Source organism: Butyrivibrio sp. NC2007 (assembly GCF_000421405.1).
Taxonomy (GTDB): Bacteria; Bacillota; Clostridia; order Lachnospirales; family Lachnospiraceae; genus Butyrivibrio.
Map to the genome: position 1 here is coordinate 245,374 of NZ_ATWY01000002.1, position 19,085 is coordinate 264,458.

General features: G+C 43.6%; 12 protein-coding genes and 1 tRNA gene. 1 reads left to right on the forward strand and 12 read right to left on the reverse strand.

The annotated features are described in order from the left end of the window. Positions 1 to 74 precede the first annotated feature (74 nt). Positions 75 to 1,319, forward strand: a complete 1,245-nt coding sequence (locus tag G632_RS0102750; protein WP_196802261.1) for a GGDEF domain-containing protein — start codon at positions 75 to 77, stop codon at positions 1,317 to 1,319. A 52-nt stretch (positions 1,320 to 1,371) separates the two neighbouring features. Here the strand turns inward: G632_RS0102750 and G632_RS0102755 are convergent. The 12 genes from G632_RS0102755 to G632_RS0102810 form a co-directional block, all read right to left on the reverse strand. Further along, positions 1,372 to 1,444: transfer RNA gene (locus tag G632_RS0102755), tRNA-Pro, on the reverse strand. 138 nt (positions 1,445 to 1,582) lie between these two features. Further along, positions 1,583 to 2,611, reverse strand: a complete 1,029-nt coding sequence (locus G632_RS0102760; protein ID WP_022767505.1) for a galactose ABC transporter substrate-binding protein — start codon at positions 2,609 to 2,611, stop codon at positions 1,583 to 1,585. Between the two features lie 31 nt (positions 2,612 to 2,642). Continuing rightward, complete coding sequence (locus G632_RS0102765) at positions 2,643 to 3,620, reverse strand: sugar ABC transporter substrate-binding protein (protein ID WP_022767506.1); 978 nt, start codon at positions 3,618 to 3,620, stop codon at positions 2,643 to 2,645. Then, complete coding sequence (locus tag G632_RS0102770) at positions 3,610 to 5,475, reverse strand: cache domain-containing sensor histidine kinase (protein WP_022767507.1); 1,866 nt, start codon at positions 5,473 to 5,475, stop codon at positions 3,610 to 3,612. The genes G632_RS0102765 and G632_RS0102770 overlap by 11 nt, the downstream gene beginning before the upstream one ends. 12 nt (positions 5,476 to 5,487) lie before the next feature. Further along, on the reverse strand, positions 5,488 to 7,086 hold the full coding sequence (locus G632_RS0102775; RefSeq protein ID WP_022767508.1) for a response regulator: 1,599 nt from the start codon (positions 7,084 to 7,086) through the stop codon (positions 5,488 to 5,490). Positions 7,087 to 7,100: 14 nt separating this feature from the next. Continuing rightward, on the reverse strand, positions 7,101 to 7,412 hold the full coding sequence (locus tag G632_RS0102780; RefSeq protein WP_022767509.1) for a hypothetical protein: 312 nt from the start codon (positions 7,410 to 7,412) through the stop codon (positions 7,101 to 7,103). Next, on the reverse strand, positions 7,390 to 9,534 hold the full coding sequence (locus G632_RS0102785) for a GGDEF domain-containing protein (RefSeq protein ID WP_022767510.1): 2,145 nt from the start codon (positions 9,532 to 9,534) through the stop codon (positions 7,390 to 7,392). The genes G632_RS0102780 and G632_RS0102785 overlap by 23 nt, the downstream gene beginning before the upstream one ends. After that, positions 9,524 to 12,895: a DegV family protein gene (locus G632_RS18635; protein WP_022767511.1), complete on the reverse strand. Its 3,372-nt coding sequence runs from the start codon at positions 12,893 to 12,895 to the stop codon at positions 9,524 to 9,526. Before G632_RS18635 ends, G632_RS0102785 begins: the two co-directional genes overlap by 11 nt. Then, positions 12,892 to 14,955 (reverse strand): hybrid sensor histidine kinase/response regulator, encoded by a 2,064-nt coding sequence (locus tag G632_RS0102795; RefSeq protein ID WP_022767512.1) that lies wholly within the window; start codon positions 14,953 to 14,955, stop codon positions 12,892 to 12,894. Before G632_RS0102795 ends, G632_RS18635 begins: the two co-directional genes overlap by 4 nt. A 137-nt stretch (positions 14,956 to 15,092) precedes the next feature. After that, positions 15,093 to 16,082, reverse strand: coding sequence for a galactose/methyl galactoside ABC transporter permease MglC (locus G632_RS0102800; RefSeq protein WP_026512348.1), 990 nt, complete (start codon positions 16,080 to 16,082; stop codon positions 15,093 to 15,095). A gap of 32 nt (positions 16,083 to 16,114) precedes the next feature. Then, a complete protein-coding gene (locus G632_RS0102805; RefSeq protein WP_022767514.1) occupies positions 16,115 to 17,626 on the reverse strand; it encodes a sugar ABC transporter ATP-binding protein in 1,512 nt (503 codons plus the stop codon). 115 nt (positions 17,627 to 17,741) lie between these two features. Continuing rightward, entirely contained in the window at positions 17,742 to 18,857 is a 1,116-nt protein-coding gene (locus G632_RS0102810) for a galactose ABC transporter substrate-binding protein (protein WP_022767515.1), read from the reverse strand. Between the last annotated feature and the right edge of the window lie 228 nt (positions 18,858 to 19,085).

The following is a 19,085-nucleotide window of genomic DNA, read 5'->3' on the forward strand; positions in this document are numbered from 1 at the left end:
TGATCAGTTTTTTTACATATTTAGCGCTTGTAAGCGTGGTCCTGATTGCTTGCTATATGAGATTTTCCAGCAATATGAAGGAAACTTATATAGAGCACGGAGAAGAGATACTTAACCTCGCAGCCGAGGACATTGTTATCGACCACATTCCTGATTATCTAAATGGGAACTACGATATTGCCGAATATGAAAAAACCGCAAAAAAACTGGACTTATATCCACGTTATTTTGATGAAGTTTTCTATCTGTATGCCTATCACTTAAATGATGATGGCGTGAATGCAACATATCTTTTTGATGCCCAGGTCAATCATGATGATGAGGCAAGTCAGCTTGGAGAAAATTATGAGATTGAGGAGGATATTCTTGCTCAAATAGCTAACCACGGCGCAGGAGAACCACTTGATGCAGTAACTGATAATACTAAATGGGGATATCTGCTTACCGTTTCCAAACCTCTATTAGATTCCAAAGGCAATTTTCAAGGATATCTGCTGATAGATTTTGATCTCACCAAGGTAAGGAATGATAACAGGGCCTTCTTTTTAAGACTTTTTGGCATTGCCTTTGCCAATATGCTGGTCGTTTTTGCTCTTGGAATGCAGGCCGTAGCAGTCAGGATCACAAATCCCATCGAGAAGATTTTCCTTTGCCTGTCCAAATTCAGATATGCAACCATCAAAGACAGGGAAGAAAATCTCCGCAGTTTACAAGATCTGAAGATCCATACCAACCACGAGATCCAGTCCCTATATGAGACCCTTATTTCAAGCGCTGAAAGCAATCTGCGATATATGAGTGAGTACAAAACTGTCTCTGAAAAGGCTCATACCGATGTCATGACCGGTGTCAAAAACAAAGCAGCCTTTGAGGAAATGGCCATGGTACTCCTTGAAAAGATTGATAATGAAGAATCCCCTGAAATAGCCATTATCATGGCAGACGTCAATAACCTTAAGTATGTCAATGATCAGTTCGGACACAAGGCAGGTGATGAATACATCATAGGCTGTTGCAAGGTGATTTCGGATCTGTGCAAAGAATCCCATATATTCAGGATTGGAGGGGATGAATTCGTTGTTGTCCTTGACGGAAATGATTATACCAACAGGAAATACCTGTATGAAATGTTAAAGTCTCAGTTCATAGACACATTTATAGATGATACAAAAGATCCATGGCAGCGTTATTCAGTTTCTTTGGGTTTTGCTGAGTATCAAGCATCTGATACAGGAATAACAGATGTTATGAAACGTGCTGATGAGGCCATGTACAAGGAAAAAGAGATTTTCAAGAAAACCTATGGCAGCTACAGATGAGCTTGCGATCATTACAGATAAAAAACCGCTCATTATGAGCGGTTTTCATGAATCGGAGTGACGTGATTCGAACACGCGGCCCCTACCTCCCTAAGATAGTGCTCTACCAACTGAGCCACACCCCGATTTGGGTTGTCGCAAGTATCTCGACCAGCGACAAAAGCTATTATATAACGTCCTCGCCATAAAAGCAACCATAAATTTGAAATTCATTCAGATAATCGTACTGACGTACATTTCTTCATATAATATCCCATCACAAATTACCTGCCGATGAACTGAATGATATTCGAGGAAGTTACCTTGGCATAAGGAAGCCTGATATATCTTTCGTTTTCAATGGTGTATTTATCCGAAAGTTCATCAATACTGCCGCCCTTAGCCAGCACACAGGCAAGCTCAAACATGGCAGTCGCCTGTCCTTCTTTGTCGTTGTAGACGGTTCCTACCATTTTGTCATCCTTAACGGCTTCCAGTCCTACATCCGTTCCGTCTATTCCAAGAATTGCCGGCCATTTGTTTCTGGGTATGGCCATGGCTTCGTATGCATCAATGGCTCCCAGGGCCATGTCATCGTTGTTTGAAAGGACCAGCTCAATATCATCGCCGTAGTCCTCAATAAACTGCGTCGCCTTGGTCTGTGCCTGTGCCCTGTTCCAGTTGGCAATGGCATAGCCAAGCTTGTCGATCTCAATCCCCTGCTTTTTCATGGTATTTATGGAAGCCTCAGTCCTGACAATAGCGTCCTGATGCCCGGCTTCTCCCTCTAATACCACGAACTGGATCATGCCATCTCCATTCCTGTCAAGCTCCTTGTTCGTAATGCACGCCCAGGCTGCCAGCTCACCCTCCATGACTCCCGACTGCTCAGCATCTGCTCCCACGTAAAAGAGCTTGTCCCACCTTCCGATGTCTCCCTCAACCAGCTCTCTGTTAAAGAAAATAACCGGCACATCGGCTTTTCTGGCTGCATCTATGACAGCAGTCGGGTCCGTTCTGTCCACAAGGTTTACGCAGATTACATCCATCCCATCCTCTATCATCTTCCTGACCTGGGAATTCTGGGTCTGCTGACTCTGCGCTGCGTTGTAGACTACGATCTCAACATTCTCGTTCTGAAAGCTCTGAAACTGCTCCACAAGCTGCCCCAGAAATGTGTCGTACATGTCATAGGCTGAGACACCAATCTTTATCTTTGATTCACTTTTATTTTCGCTTTGCTTACCGCAGCCGGACAATATTGTTGTCAAAAGACATAATGCAGTAAGCAGCGTTACCAAAACTTTTTTCATATTCACGATCCCGATACTTTCCTAAGATGCTTTAGTGGACCACAGGGAAAAGGATTCTTTGATTGCTCTCATCAAACAGATTGTCCCTGTTTACAACCCTGAAAGGTATCTTCTCATCCTCCATGGGAGTAAGCTTGTTATCAAGGCGCCGTGCAATGGCTGCCACCGACTGATACCCCATGTAATACTCATTTGGAACCACCATGCTGGTAATCAGTCCATCATCCAAATAGCTGACATTCTTAATGGAAATTCCAACGCCGAAGATTGCCGGAGCGCTCTCCTGCTTCAGCGCATATTCAGCTGCACATTCAAGCCCGTTGTTATCAAGAGCGACTATAATATCCGCCTCTGATTCATTCTGTCTTCTGACCACTCTGTCGGCCATGCTGACAGGATCATAATCAGACCAGGCAATCTCTGCCCCAGATGTTTCTATGTTTTCGGTAAATCCTTTAAACCTCTCCGCAAGGGCATTTTGTCTTAAATTGCCGGTGATGATTCCAATCTTCTTGCCTTCAAGTTTATTATCAAAGGCTATCCTAACTTCATTGGCCAGGGCTCTTCCCAGCTCTACGTTGTCAACCTGTATGCAGGCAGATCTGCCCTCAACATCAACGTCTGTATCCGCACTGGTATCGACCAGAAGAAGTACTGCCTTGTTGCTGATATCAGATATCATATTCTCAGTTCCTCTGCTGCTGTTTACCTGAAATACAATACCATCGGCTCCATCGTATATCTCCTCGTTTATCAGCTTGTACTGCTGACTCAGACTTAAGTTTTTACCGGTGGATACCACATTGAGTTTTATATTATTATCCTTGGCAGCCTGTTCAAGTCCCGAAATAAATGTCGTCCATCTTCCTGAGCCGGAATCATCTATGACCACAGACACCTCGGGAGAGTCCTCTCTCATTCCGCTGAGGATAAGAGCAGAGGTTGAAGCTGCAAATGTAATAAACAGAAGTATTGCCACCACAAGGATAAACAGATTTCTATTCTTCATCCGCCTTCTCCTTTCCTGTTTCCAGCATCTTCCGATTCTCCTCATTGTACGGAATAGCCGGAAGATGAATGGTCACAGTCGTGCCCTCATCCGGCTCACTCTCGATCTTAAGTCCGTACTGTTCTCCGAAACGCAGCTGAATTCTTCTCTGTACATTTATAAGTCCAACGCCGGAGCCCTTCTTTCTGACTCTGGTATCATCCGTCAAAAGAAGCTCTGTCTGGCTGCTGCTCATACCAAAACCATTGTCGGATACAGTGATGTAAATATCTCCGTCATCACCCATAAAGCCCTTCACAACTATCTCGCCATCCTCCATGTCTTTTACACCATAATAGACAGCGTTCTCCAAAATAGGCTGAACGATAAGCTTGACGGTACAGTAATTCTTAATCTCTTCATCTATATCAAATTCTATGGAGAAGGCATCTTTAAATCTCACCTTCTGGATATTCATGTAGTTGCTGGCGTGGCGGATCTCATCACCGATGGGGATAATGGTCTTTCCGCTGGATAAGCTGACTCTGAACAAAGACGCCAGCTGCGTTATCATAAAGACCGCATCATTGTACTTCTCACCCTCGATCATCCACACAATGGAATCAAGCGTGTTATACAAAAAGTGAGGATTTATCTGAGACTGAAGGGCATCAAGCTCAGCTTTTCTCTTCTCTTCCTGAGATGCAACCATGTCGCGCATCAGCTCATTTATCTGATCGTAACTGGCCCTGAGAGTCCTTCCCAGATGCTCTACTTCAGATGGTCCACCGATATAAACATCCGGATCAGCCTTTCCCATCTCGATTTCTCTGATGGAATCATTGAGCTTTATAAGAGGTCTTGTAACACGTCTTGCAACAAACCTATTAAGTATCAGCATGGCAAGAAGCGTTATTGAGATTACCATCATAACGAAGTATCTGATATCCTTCATTCCCATGTAAGAATTACTTGTGGGAATGACACTTACCAGCTTCCAGCCCGTGTAGCTCATGGTATCAACGGTAACGATTCTCTCATTTCCCTCAAAGATTTCCTTGTAGCTTCCATCGTCATATCCTGCAGCCCGTGAATTGTTTTCCTTAAAAAGGCCTGCACTGATCTGCATCAGCATTGGATGGTAGATAAGAGATCCTTTATTGTCCATAAGGTACACATATTGCTCTGATGGATTGTCATTGACAGACTCCATCATGTCTTCTATGACGGCGTAGTTCATGTCAACCAAAAGCACTCCCTGCTCGGGAACGCCGCCGTTATTAAGCTCAACATTTCTGCTAAGGGAAGTGACCCAGTAATACTTAAAAGTGGGGTCGTCTACAAATATGTTCTGAACATGGGGAAGTGAAAAATGAAGGTTCTCAGGCTTAGAAAGAGCTGCCTGAAACCACGTCTGACCCGTTACATCCACACCGTCCTTCTCGACGCCTACGGGAGATGCGGCGATGAGAGTTCCGTCCTCCGAAAAAAGAGCGAGACTTATAAGATAGTCCTTGTGTGCCTCGTAAAGAAGGTTCATCTGAGTTATGGGAGTTTCTTTGCTGATGTCCTGATCCTTGACTACGTTATAGTAGATGGCATCAGACATTCTGCGCATGCTTCGAAGATAGTCCTCAAGCGTGATTACGCTCTGATCAAGAGTGAGCTCCGCCGCGTCCGTCAGCATCTTCTCCGACCTAACTGCGAATCTCTGATAAAGAGCCACTCCCATAGCAAGCATACAAACTAAGGCTACAATTGTGAATGAAACCGCAATTGTAACCTGAATACTCCTGGTGGCAATAGGTCTCATGTATCTCGAGATCAGCCACTGCATTTTTAAGTTATCAAACTTCCCCTTCAAAAACTTTTTCAAACCGGCTCCTGTTTATTCCTTGCCGTTTTTATACTTTGACGGCGAAACACCAAACTGTTTTTTGAATACATAGCTGAAATAATTAGGATCGGAATATCCAACTTCCTGGGCTATTATATAGGTCTTTTCATCGGTCTCAAGAAGCATCCTCTCAGCCTTCTCCATGCGGTAGTCCGTCAGATACCCGACAAAGGTCTTGCCGGTCTCCTTCTTGAAAACCGTGGAGAAATAAGCGCTGCTGACTCCGAGATAGTTGCAGATAAAATCCACGGACAGGTCCTGATCCGCATAGTGGTCTGCCACATATTCCTGTGCCTTTGTGACAAAAGACCTTGTGGTGTCATTTCTCTTGTAGTCGATGAGCTCGTGCATCTTAAGGCACACTCCGGTAAACCAGCCGGAGAGCTCCCCGGGCTCCATCTGAGAAGCCACCGAATATACATCACTGCTAAGGTCAAAGACATCACCCAGCTCAAGCTGATTGGTCCTTGCAAACTTGTAGAGCTCACTCACAAGTTCCATGACAAAGAATCTGTAGTTCTGGATAGTGGCCTGTGCTTTTGTGTTGTTCTCTATATATTTCTCCGCTGCCTTTTTAACGTCCTCAGCATCAGCCATCTTCATCTTCTTGAAGACATCCAAAAGAGTATTCTCTTCCGCCGGAGCCGAATCGTCTTTTTCCATAGGCGAAATCTCGGAGATATTGATTGCCTTGGTGTGTCCGTACAAAACCCTGTAGGAGACTGCATCTCTTGCTCCATGATAGGATGTATCAATTTCAGAGAGGCTCTCTGTAGTGCTTCCGACACCTATGGTTACATTCGCTTTACAGATACTCTCTGCAAGTCTGCAGAGTCTGTCGCAGTCATCAGTAAATGCAGATGCATCCTTCTGCGATGGGAGCTGGGCTATCATAACGGTAGACCCCTGATAGGAAAAGAACTTACAGCCCCACTTTTCGTCCATCCTCTCCTCAAGGAGCTTCCTCACCGATACGGACAGTAGCACGGGATTCATACCCTCAGGTATATTGGACTTGCTGACGTGGACGATAGCAGCTACATAAACAGGGCCTGTCAGTTCAATCCTGTAATCGGACATAAACTTCTCAATCCTGTCATCCTCTATTCTGCCTTCAACAAGGGATGCAAAGAAATCCTCCTGCAAAAGAGGAAGTGAATCCATGTAATAATTCTCAAGCTTAGCAACGTTAAGCTTCTCGTCAATATCACGGTCGAGAGCCTCGTGAACTCTCTTAAATACTGCCTTAAGCTCATCGGCATCAATAGGCTTTAAGATATACTCCTCCGCCTCGAGCCTGATGGCTTCCTTGGCATACTCAAACTCATCAAAGCCCGAAAAGAAAATGATCCTTATATTGGGATAGAGGCGCTTTAAGTTCCTTGCCAGCTCCATTCCATCCATATAAGGCATCTTAATATCGGACATAACAATATCCGGCCTTAGCTCCTCTGCAAACTCAAGAGCTTCAAGGCCGTTATGTGCGTATCTGGGAGTATCAAAACCCATTTCCTCCCAGTTAAGTTTTCTCATGATTGCCTGTGCAACATCTTCCTCATCGTCCACAAGCATAACTTTATATTTATTCATAGCTCTCCGACTGATCACTCAGCATATTTCTCGTAAACAATCTTCCACATAAATCCCATGATCACTACAGCTGCCACAATAACTATAAGCGCCGCTATCTGATTGAAGAAAGACACAATTCCCATTGCAATGGCTGATATGCCCAGGAATATTATGATCAGTCCTGCGTAAAAGGTATATTCATTAGGATGCTTGATGCTCTCGGGATTCTCCTTTTTAAGAATCTTAACATCTCTGGTTATTATAAGTCTGATGCCAAAGAACATGCATACTGCAAATGCCAGAATCTCAATTCCCATCTGATTAACTATTGTCTGTATGTCCATAATCACTCTCCTGCATTTTTTCTCTCATCAGGTCATCTACCCTGTTTAATACTATATTAATATCTTTTGTCCCATACAAACAATACACAAAAGAAACATTTGCTTCAATAGCATTTTCTTTAAATATCTTTTTTAATCTCTCCACATCATTCTCAAAGAAGCTCTCTTCGCTCTCAAATCCAAAAGCAACAAACTGTGTTCCGCTTACCCTGAAGACATTTGCATCTCCGAAAATCTCCATCAGAGACTTGGCTGTGAGTACTATTATCTGATCCCCGACTTCATACCCCTCTGCAATATTGATCTCATTGAGTTTTGACAGATCGCAGCGAACACATCCAAAGGATGAGGATAAATCCAGCTCCTGCTCAAGATATTTTTTAAATGCCGTGTAATTACCTGTACCTGAGAGATTGTCTTTGAAAGTATAATGCTGAGCTCTGCTCTGTTCTTCTCTCTCTAAAACCAGCTGTGCCAGGAAGTACGAAATAAGATTTATGATCTCCGATATGGACTCAAGCTTTTTCTGAGGAGCCTCCACAACACCCAATACTCCGAACAGGTGGCCACCGGCTTCCAAAGGACCGATTATCATATTCTCAACCTTATTGGTCTTTAGCATATTGTAGAACCCGGGTATTGAGTTTCTGAAAGCCTCCGGGTCTCTTACTATCAGCCTGTGATCGTTCTTATTGAACTCATCATAGATCTTATCAATAATATCTTCCGACGAGAGATACATCATTGTAAGGTCAAAAGACTCTGCTCCTTCCCTGTACCATTCATAAGTACCTCTGTACTTTCCGTTTTTCTGATCCTCAAAGATAAACAGACGCTTTGCTTCAAGCTCTTTTCCTAAAAAAGCAAGAATAGACCTGATGTTTGCATCCGGAGAATCGGATGAGAGTGCATACTGTAGAGCTCTGTTGATAAAACGATCTCTCTCCATGGCAGCGTTGTCCTTCATCCACCAACGCAGGAACGCAAGCAGCATCAGGGCTGCAAAAATAACAGCACCAAACCTTGTAAAGATTCCGTGGTTGTCCGTGATCCTTCCGGCCATTAAAAATTGTATCAGATCCATTGCTCCGCATACTACAAAGACACCTCCTGCGATATAGAGGTACCTGAGCTTATTCTTCTTACCTGTCCTGTTGCAGTAGAGTGCATTTTCGACAGCCATGATGACAGCGACCGTCATTCCGGCCACAAGATAAGCAATAATGAACCAATGATAGGAATCCAGCATGTCTATTTTAAGAGTATAACGCAGATTGGTAATCCCAAGGATTGGCACTAAGGTGATAAAGAATCCCAGGTGCTTATAGATCCGGCGCTTTTTCTCCGTCAGAGAATTGATCAGGCAAATGCTGGGATAAGCAATCATAAAGGGAAGTGTTTTGTTTATATCTCTACAAACATAGATATGCCCTGTGATGAGCTGGAAAATATTGGTATCGATAAGGAGCCAGATGCCTATCAGTATTGCGCAACATCCCCCTGCAAGAATATCATAGGGGAATTGAGCCTTACTTGATGCACCTGTATAAGCAATGATAAATATAACTCCCAGGAAAATTTCGAGAACGCACAATATAATAGAAAGCAGATTGTTCCTAATGATCATCTGCACAAAGTCGGTTACGGAACATAAGTATATGTCATAGAGACGACCTTTTTTCTGGCCCTCATATATCTCCTCAAACTCAAGTCTGATGGTCTTTCCCGAATCGATCTTGCCAAGTCCGACTTCATGGTATGTGAGGCCATAACCCATTCCGGTAAGGTTTGGCTTACTGTAAAATCTGTAAACCTGTCTTCCGCCAATAAACACTCTTATGTTGGTATTTTCAGATTTAAAGCACAGTGCATCTTTATCGGTGATGCCATTGGAGAGCTTTTTTTCAATGGCAACTCTTCCGTCGTAATCACCTATATCAAGGTCATCGGCGCAGACTTTCTCGCCGCCCGGAAGAGTCCAGCCTTCAGAAAAGCCGTCAATCTTCTCATGGACCGTGATCTGTCTGTCAGTGGACAAGGGCACACCAACAAGGATTGACAGTATCATCAATCCAAAAACGATGGTGTATATCAGATTTATCACAGGCTGCTTACTCTTCATTGCATTCCTTCTTTATCCCGTCGTAGTCCTGTCTCTCAAAGCATTCTTTTATCCGGTTCACTCTGTCTAAATGCTTTTTTGGAATATCAAACTCCGCAAGATCATTTAAAGTCATGCCGATCATTCTGTCATCCTTCTCTTCAGCCGCCTTGCGCAGTGTGTCATAGGCGCTCTGCAAAAGGATGTCGTCATAACTGGGCTCGTCTTTTATTTCTTCAGCAAAGTAAGGCGCAAGCCTCTCCTTATACTTATCAAGATCCTTTAAAAGCTCGTCATTGTGCTGCCTTATATATTCGATATTGTCCTCTTTTCCTGCCATCTCAAGCTTCTCGGCAGCATCTCCGAGGATCATGGCTCCAACCAGCCTTGCAGAGCTCTTAAGGGCATGGACCTTGATGGTATAATCCTTCCAGTTTTCTTCCAAATACAGGCCTTTGATTTCCTCCTCCTTAAGTTCAAGTGACTCATAGAATATCTTAAGCACAGACCTGAATGCATCCTCTGAGCCACTGTTTTCTATAGCCTTTACAGGGTCTATTCCGGGTATTTCCTCATACCACTCCCTGCTAATCTCTTCAATCTCTTTTTCCCCATTCTCCTCGTTAAGCTCAGATTCAGCCATGCCTTCAGGAACGCCTGCAAGAACGTTCGAGATCACCTGACTAAGGCCATAAGGCTGATCACCCTTTTTCAGGTACATGATACCCATAGCACCTCTTCCGCAGTTAAAAGACATAACGGAAGAAACCTTCTGGAACAGAATATGCTCGAAGCCGAATTTATTCCTGATGGCTTTTTCTATAATATCCCTCTCCTCTTCGGTCAGGGTTATGTAATCGACGATTGCAACATCAAGGTCAGGATTGGCATTTCCTGGAAGCGCATAATCAAGATACTTCATATAACACTCATCAAGTTCCCCGGTAAATATCCTTGCTATGGTTACCTTTCCGCCCTTGATATTGATAACAGGCCTTAGTCCAAAGGTGTTAACAAAGCCAAAGGTGGATTTCTTCATTCCTCCGCGCCTCATAAGGAACTCCGCATCACCTGTAACAAAGCTGCAACGGAGGTCCTTCTTGATCTTTTCAAGATCACTGATTATCCTGTCAACCTGTCTGCCCTGGAGAGTCATCTTGTAAGCTATGAGCACAAGCATACCAATAGCACTGGAGTTTACTCCCGAGTCTAATACAGATACATTTCCGTATGCCCTAGCAGCTTCTCTGGCATTGTTATACTCTTCGCTGATACCTGCGGAAACCGTTATATAAATGATCTGATGCGCTTTTTTAACTTCCTTTGCAAAAAACCTCTCGTACTCCTCTACTGTAGGCGGCGAGGAAGTAAATGTTGCTCCTTCTGCCACATAGCGCATTACCTCGTCAGCACTGGCTTCATCATAGTCATAGAATGCCATACCGTCCGACATGATAGAGAACGGGATAACATCAATCTGATAGCCCCAAAGAACCTTTCTCGGAAGATCACACATACTGCTGGTAGCAATAATGATAGGCATCTTCTTGGAATAATCTCTGGAGGAATACATCTTGGCATTCGAAATCTCAGGCCCTTCTGTCCTTATGATCTTGGCCTCAGGAAGGTGATTTAAGATCATCCTCTCCAGCTGATCTCCGGATATAGGCTTTACAAGATATCCGTCAAATCCGCTTCTGTCATAGAGTTCTTTGCTCTCACTGTCAGCATTTGCAGTAAGTGCAATGACAGGGGTATGGTTATTTCGTCCTCCAAGCTGCTTTCTTATATTCTGAAGACACTCTATTCCGTCCATCTCAGGCATGAGGTGGTCCATGAATATGATGTCGTAGGCTTCTTTTGCAGTCATGATCATTGCTTCGAGACCGCTCATGACAGTATCGACAACTATGTCTGTGCCATCAAGGAGTTTCTTCTCAACCTCCAGATTCATTTCATTGTCATCAACGATAAGGACTCTGGCCTCAGGCGCCTTAAATCCCGGCATGTACCTTCCGCCTGCATCTCGCCTGCCAAAGCTCTGAATATTGATATCGCCAATAGGATCTCTTCTGGTTACCTTCTGCTTGAGGACAACGATGAAGGTTGAACCTTCAGTATAGGTACTGTTTACAGTGATCTTGCCATCCATCAGCTCAACCAACTGCTTAACGATGGACAGACCAAGGCCGGTTCCCTCGATCTTGGCGTTTTTCTCCTCATCCATTCTGGCAAAGGCATCAAAAAGGTAAGGAATAACATCCTGCTTTATTCCCATACCCGTATCGATAACAGAGAACAAGAGAAGTACTTCATCCTTTGATGTGTCCTCTCCCTTTTCTATGCGCAGAGTAACAGAACCTTCCTGGGTGTATTTCACCGCATTGTTAAGAAGGTTTACGAGTATCTGCTTTATACGAACTTCATCTCCGAAGAGCTCAGCCGGAATTGTTGGATCAACCTCGAGGTTTAACTTAAGGTTCTTTTGCTGCGCCCTGAGACTTATCATGCTGATGATCTCGGAAATCGTATCACCAAGATTATAGTTTATGGGTACGATATCCATCTTTCCCGCTTCGATCTTGGACATATCTAAGATGTCATTGATAAGCGAGAGCAGCATCTTGCCTGCGCCCTGGATGTTTTTGGCATCGTTTATTATCTCTTCCGACGCATCTTCCTGCCTTAGGATGATCTCATTAAGACCAAGAATTGAATTTATAGGAGTCCTGATCTCATGGCTCATATTGGAAAAGAATCGGTTCTGAGACCTGTTGAGTTCTTCAACCTTCCTGGTCTCTTCCTTAGCTCTTTTGTTCTCCTCGTTAAGGAGCCACTCCTCAAACCACACCATGAAGCAGCAGATAATACCCACAAGTACCATTGATATAAGTGAATCTGCAAAGAAAGCTTCTCTGGTATGCTCTGTAACGCGCTCAGGATAAAAATAACCGACAGCATAAAGGATTACGGACTCAATTGTAAGTACCACCAGTATAAGAGGCTTCCAGAAACCCGAGAGGACAAGACCGGCATAAAGAAACGTGAATATCATCCAAAGAATTCCGCCGCCATATATACCGCCGCCTGAAAAATACACGATTGGAAGCGCGAAAAATACCATGCCCAAAACGATAAGTTTTACCGCTATGGACACACGATTTCTTTTGACAGCCACAAAAGTCACAATGGGAATACCTGTTACAATGATGACCAGCGCTATTATTTCCACAGTATTTTCACCAAGGATAATATCGCCGATAAGCGCCAGGATTATAAATAATTCCGTGACCATGGTAAGGAGAATGAATACTCTCTCCTTAAAGCTTCTTGAAGGGTCTTTTAAAAGAGCTTTTATGTTCTGAGCAATCTTGGTAATCATGAGACACCTCCGTTCCGGCCTTTCTTGCCTGACATAACGCGGTTCATGACTCTCTCAAAATCGCTTATAATGATGGGCTTACTGATAAATCCGTCAAATCCCTCTTTCAGGAACATCTCTCTTGCGCCGCTAACAGCATTGGCCGTAAGAGCGATGACAATGACTTTTCTCTCCCTCTGATCAGCGATGGCCTTAAGCTTTTTCATCGCCTCAACGCCATCCATTTCCGGCATCATATGATCCATAAACACTACATCATACTCACCGAGGTCGTACTTAGCCAGCGCCTCTTTTCCGCTGCCTGCCGTATCAACCTCCATCTTATAGTCTTTAAAAAGACCTGTAGCCACCACCAGATTCATAGGCTCATCGTCAACTATAAGAGCCTTTACTCCCTCAAGATTAAGGGCATTATTTTCAGCACCCACTCGTAAGGATGCAAAATCGTTATCTCCGTTTAGAACCTTTGCAACCGTATAGCCATATACTGGCTTCGGAATTACAATTATCCTGCTCTTTTTACTCAGTTTAAAGTCACGGCCAGCATACACTGCCACCGTAACATTTCCCATTGCCAGCTCTTCAAAGAAATCCGGTGCCTGTTCATACTCATCTACTCCCATGAATACATGGGTTATCTTGCCGGTCTTTAATAGCCTCTTAAGCTCATCCAAAGACGGTGCAGAATATAGGTTGAGCCTAAGGCCTGCTGCAAGATTGGTGGCCATCATCTCGTATGCTCCGCCTACTCTAAAGTCAGCGAGCTTTTCTGCAAGTACGTGGAAGGCAACACCAAGGAACCTGCTTGACTCTACTGAAATACAAGGATTTGGATCAACAACCTCCTGAACGATACTTACCCTAACAATGGTACCTGCACCGGGATTACTCTCAAGGGAAACAAAGCCCTTCATAAGCCTTGTAAAGCCGTAAACGATGGAAAGACCAAGTCCGATACCTCCGGTACTCCTGTTTCTTTTTTTATCCGCCTGATAGCTTCCTGTTGCAACCTTATTGCGGACCTTCTCGGTCATACCTATTCCGGTATCCATGACCTCAATGATGAGGTTGATGCCGTAGCCATGCTTTATACCAAAGACTCTCAGAAGCACTCCACCCTTTTTTGTGAATTTAAATCCGTTGTCTATAAGGTGAGTTATTATCTTTTTTATTTTCTTTGAATCACCCTTTAAAACAGCAGGCAGCGATGGATCAAGGTCGATTGTGAACTCAAGTCCCTGAGCCTGATACATGGTCTCATAATCACTTGCAATATCTCCAAGGATCGAAGTGATCATATATTTCTCTTCTTCAAGGACAGCATCGCCTCTCTCTATCTCACTGTAGTCCTGAATATCCTCAATCTGATTGGAAAGACGAATTCCTGCATCTCTTATAGCTATCACATCATCTCTTGATTCCTTTTTCAGGATAAGAGTGGACATTCCGCTTATTACATTTACCGGAGTTCTAAGCTCATGGGAAATATTCGCAAGGAAGTCCTCCATACCTTTTCTGGCACTCTCCTCGGTATCCTGAATGGATTCTATATCATTTTCAATCCTGCTCATGTTGCGAAGGATCTCGTGAAGTGCTCTGTAAATACTAAGCTCAACCACGATATGAAGAATTATTCTGGAAACGCTTAAGGGATCAATTGTGATACTGCCTGTAGAAACGCCAATGATAAGCTGGCTGAAGGTAACGACAATGTATTCCAGCAAAATAAAAGGCAGGAACTTTCTTCTGCCCATTACAGATGCTGTGATCATAAGAAGAACCGAAACAATGATGATATCGTAGAAACTGGTTATGTGAACACCATGAAAGAAAGCCACCATCATCGAAAAGATCATGAAGAAGTTTTCTCTGAACCTGGTCTCACCATATCCGTTAATATGAATAGCCCAGCAAGCTATTATTCCGCCTGCAATAAGAGGGATGGTCCAAAGTTCCCACCCCTGGGAGATACTCTCTAAAATCGCGCCGATACAGGTGACCGTAATAATAACTATAACAACGTTGTGGGCCCTTAATTTCCGATTCGCTTTTTCGTTCAAAATACAATCCTCTTTACAGGAGACAAAAAGCACAATTAAAAAGGGATGCAGCCCATAAAGACTACATCCCTATTATAACATGACGTTTTTATTATTGAGGTAATTTCGTTAATAAATATACATTAAATTTTACTAAATTACTTCTTAGCAACGTACTTACGGATATCAAGTGAGATAGCTACGAAGATAACCAGACCGATGAAGATGTACTGTGCGTTAGCATCAACACCAAGGTACTGGAGAGCTGCCTTTAAGAGCTCGAATACGGCAACACCGATGATGGCACTTGAAACCTTACCACGTCCACCTGTAACTGATACACCACCGATTGTACAAGCAGCGATAGCTTCCATCTCATAACCAAGACCAAGGTTAACTGATGCACCACCGGCCTTAGCACCAAGCATGAATCCTGCAAGACCATACATCATAGCGGCCTTCATGTAGATAAGTACCATTGTAAGACGAACAGGAACACCGGCAACTTCTGCAGCCTGTGGGTTTCCACCGATTGCATACATATATTTACCGTGACGGGTCATGTTGAAGATGAACCATGTAATTGCTGCTACAATAAGTGCGATCCAGATAAGGTAGCTTATACCAAGGAACTTACCTGTTGCGATGTTTGTGTACTGTGTTGTGTATCCACCAAGAGGTGTAGCACCTGTGTAGATAAGAGCAAGTCCATATACGATTTCCATCATAGCAAGGGTTGCGATGAATGGAGGAACGTGAAGGAATGCGATGAAAAATCCTGTGATCGCACCAAAGCATCCTGTGATAGCAAGCACGATAAGAAGTGCAACGAAGATGTTAAGTGGCTGCATATCAGGGAAGAACTTACCTGAGTAGTCAATCTTCTGAAGAAGTGTACCTGCAATACATGCTGCAAAACCGATCATACGTCCGGCTGACAGGTCACAACCTGCAGTAATAACACAGCCTGCGATACCAAGGGCAATAACAAGTCTTGAACTCATATTCATAAGAATGTTGAACAGGTTGTTTGATGTAAGGAACCTGTCGTTTGTAATACCTGTGTAAATAACCAGGATGAACATAACGATGATAACACCGTTATTTATAAGAAAATCAATTGCTTTTTGCTGTTTTGTCTTAACCATTTCTTTTTCCTCTCTTATAATAGCTGCGGATATCAAAACTGAGTAGCATAGCTCATAACCTTCTCCTGGGTCATGTCTGCTTCTTCAGTTATCTCGCCTCGTAGTTTACCGTTACACATTACATAAATTCGATCTGACATACCAAGAAGTTCTGCCATCTCGGAGGATATCATTATGATAGCCTTACCCTGCTTGGCAAGATCAGTCATAATCTCATAAATCTCATGCTTGGCACCTACGTCAATACCTCTTGTAGGTTCGTCCATTATAAGAATGTCAGGATCATTAGCAAGCCATCTTGATACAATAACCTTCTGCTGGTTACCACCGGAAAGGTTAGCGATGTGCTCCTGCATGCTTGGTGTCTTGATGCTGAGCTTTTCAATGCTGTCATCAACTACTTTGTTGATCTTAGGATGATCAAGAACAAAACCGGCTGTGAGATACTTGTTGTAAACTGAAACGCCTACGTTATCCTTGATTGAAAGACATCCGAAGATACCGTTTCCTCTTCTGTCCTCTGTGATCATACCGATTCCGGCGTTCATTGCATCTCTTGGGCTCTTGATCTTAACCTCTTTGCCGTGAATCTTAATTGTACCGGCTGAAAGGTTTCTTATACCGAACAGACCTTCCATAAGCTCTGTTCTCTGGGCTCCGACAAGTCCTCCGAATCCGAGGATCTCACCCTTCCTTAAGTTGAAGGATACATCCTGGAAGGACTTCTCATGGATTGATGAAAGTCCGTTTACTTCCATAACCACTTCGCCCGGTGTTCTGTCTTTTACAGGATAAATATTTGTGAGCTCACGGCCTACCATCTTGGCGATGATATCATCAATTGTAAGTTCCTTAGCAGGCCATGTTCCGATGTATGTACCATCTCGCATGATGGTAACATCATCAGCGATGCGCTTGATCTCATCCATCTTGTGTGAGATATAGATCATGGCAACTCCTTTTTCTCTGAGCATTTCCATGATTCTGAAAAGCGCTTCAACTTCACTATCTGAAAGAGAAGATGTTGGCTCGTCGAAGATAATAACCTTGGCGTCGTGTGATACTGCCTTTGCAATCTCAACTGACTGCATCTGTCCGATGGACAGTGTATCAAGCTGTGCCTTTGGATCGAAATCCATATTAACTTCTTTCAGCCACTTCTCTGTTTCTTCGTACATCTTTTTATGGTCGATGATCTGAAGTGGACCATATTTCTTTACCGGGAATCTTCCAAGAAACATGTTCTCTCCAACGCTTCTTGCAAGTACCGGCTGAAGTTCCTGATGCACCATGGCTATACCTTTTTTCATAGCCTCATCAGGATTTTCGATTGTTGTCTTTTCTCCGTCGATGTATATCTCTCCGGCATCCATCTTGTAAATACCGAAAAGACACTTCATAAGTGTTGATTTACCGGCTCCGTTCTCTCCCATAAGTGCATGGACGGTACCGGGCTTTACTGCCAATTGTACGTTATCCAGTGCCTTTACACCGGGAAAGGACTTGGATACGCCCCGTAGTTCCAATTTGTACTCTGATGCCATATCGTGTCCCTCTCTACTAACTATCTAACTTGTGTTCCCTTTAAAAAGTGGTGCGGATGCAAGCATCCGCGCCACCGTTTATAACTTTAAAACATCTAAACCGATTACTGCTTAATTACTTAAGTGAATCAAGAACTGACTGTGCGTTGTCTGTTGTTACCTTTACATAGTCACATCCGATGTAGTAATCGTTGCCAGCACCTGTGATGTAGTTGATAGCTGCATCAGCTGCACCGTGTGACTGAGCGATGTGATCGTTGAATACTGTACCTGTCATTGTTCCAGCAAGTACGTCCTCAAGAGCCTCTGTAAGAGCGTCAACACCTACAAGGTAGATGTCCTCACCAACCTTACGTCCAGCTGCCTCGATTGACTGAAGAGCACCAAGTGCCATAGCATCGTTGTTGCAGAATACAACTTCTGTCTCAGGATGAGCTGAAAGTGAGTTAGCAACGAGCTGCTGAGCTGTAGCCTGATCCCAGTTACCTACCTGGTCATCAAGACAATCAACTGTCCAACCTGCATCCTCAAGAGCCTTAACTGAGAACTCTGTTCTGTACTGAGCATCAACGTTCTCAGGGTCACCCTCGATCATGATGTACTGGATCTTGCCATCGCCGTTAAGGTCAACCTTATCCTGACCAAGGTCAACGATGATCTCGCCCTGCATTGTTCCTGACTGACGAGCGTCACATCCAACATAAGTTACGTTCCAGCTGTTAGCTGACCATCTTGCTTCCTCGTCAGCATCAGGCTCACGGTTGATGTATACAAGAGGGATATCAGCGCCAACTACAAGGTCTGTAATTGTTGCAGCTGAAGATGAGTTAACGGGATTGATGATAAGAACATCAACACCCTGTGTGATAAAGTTCTGAATCTGGTTTGTCTGTGTTGCCTGGTCGTTAGCACCATCAACGATTGTGATGTTGTCCTTTGAGAATCCCTGTGAAATGAGATAATTCTCAAGCTCTGTTCTGAAGAGTGTCATGAAGTTATCAGCGAACTGATAGATACAAACACCAACCTTCTTGTCTGCAAGATCAGCATTTCCTGCTGTCTCTGCAACTGCTTCAGCAGCTGTCTCTGCAGTCTCTGCTGCAGGTGCCTCTGTAGCTGTCTCTGCTGCAGGAGCCTGTGTAGCTGTATCTGCTGCTGCCTCTCCGCAACCAACGAGCATAGCCATTGTCATTGCAGAAACTGTTAAAAGACTTACCAATTTCTTTTTCATTTGTAACATCCTCCTTAAAGTAAGTTATTGAGGCACATCATAAGTAGAGCCCCAACGTTTGTTTACAATGGATATGTTAACAAAAGCATTTGTGCAAAAACATAGAGAATTCTTCTTTTTATCTTAGAAATCCTTTTGTTTTTTGTTCTATACTGTGAATTTTGGACAATAAAAGACACTCTGTTTTAGTAATATTTACCTTTCGGAAACGTTTTCTAAAAACAGAGT

Bases quoted from the DNA above. Each gene is read 5' to 3' on its own strand.
- G632_RS0102750 (WP_196802261.1), top strand. From the start codon at position 75: ATGAAGGAAACTTATATAGAGCACGGAGAAGAGATACTTAACCTCGCA.
- G632_RS0102760 (WP_022767505.1), bottom strand. From the start codon at position 2,611: ATGAAAAAAGTTTTGGTAACGCTGCTTACTGCATTATGTCTTTTGACA.
- G632_RS0102765 (WP_022767506.1), bottom strand. From the start codon at position 3,620: ATGAAGAATAGAAATCTGTTTATCCTTGTGGTGGCAATACTTCTGTTT.
- G632_RS0102775 (WP_022767508.1), bottom strand. From the start codon at position 7,086: ATGAATAAATATAAAGTTATGCTTGTGGACGATGAGGAAGATGTTGCA.
- G632_RS0102780 (WP_022767509.1), bottom strand. From the start codon at position 7,412: ATGGACATACAGACAATAGTTAATCAGATGGGAATTGAGATTCTGGCA.
- G632_RS0102785 (WP_022767510.1), bottom strand. From the start codon at position 9,534: ATGAAGAGTAAGCAGCCTGTGATAAATCTGATATACACCATCGTTTTT.
- G632_RS18635 (WP_022767511.1), bottom strand. From the start codon at position 12,895: ATGATTACCAAGATTGCTCAGAACATAAAAGCTCTTTTAAAAGACCCT.
- G632_RS0102800 (WP_026512348.1), bottom strand. From the start codon at position 16,082: ATGGTTAAGACAAAACAGCAAAAAGCAATTGATTTTCTTATAAATAAC.
- G632_RS0102805 (WP_022767514.1), bottom strand. From the start codon at position 17,626: ATGGCATCAGAGTACAAATTGGAACTACGGGGCGTATCCAAGTCCTTT.
- G632_RS0102810 (WP_022767515.1), bottom strand. From the start codon at position 18,857: ATGAAAAAGAAATTGGTAAGTCTTTTAACAGTTTCTGCAATGACAATG.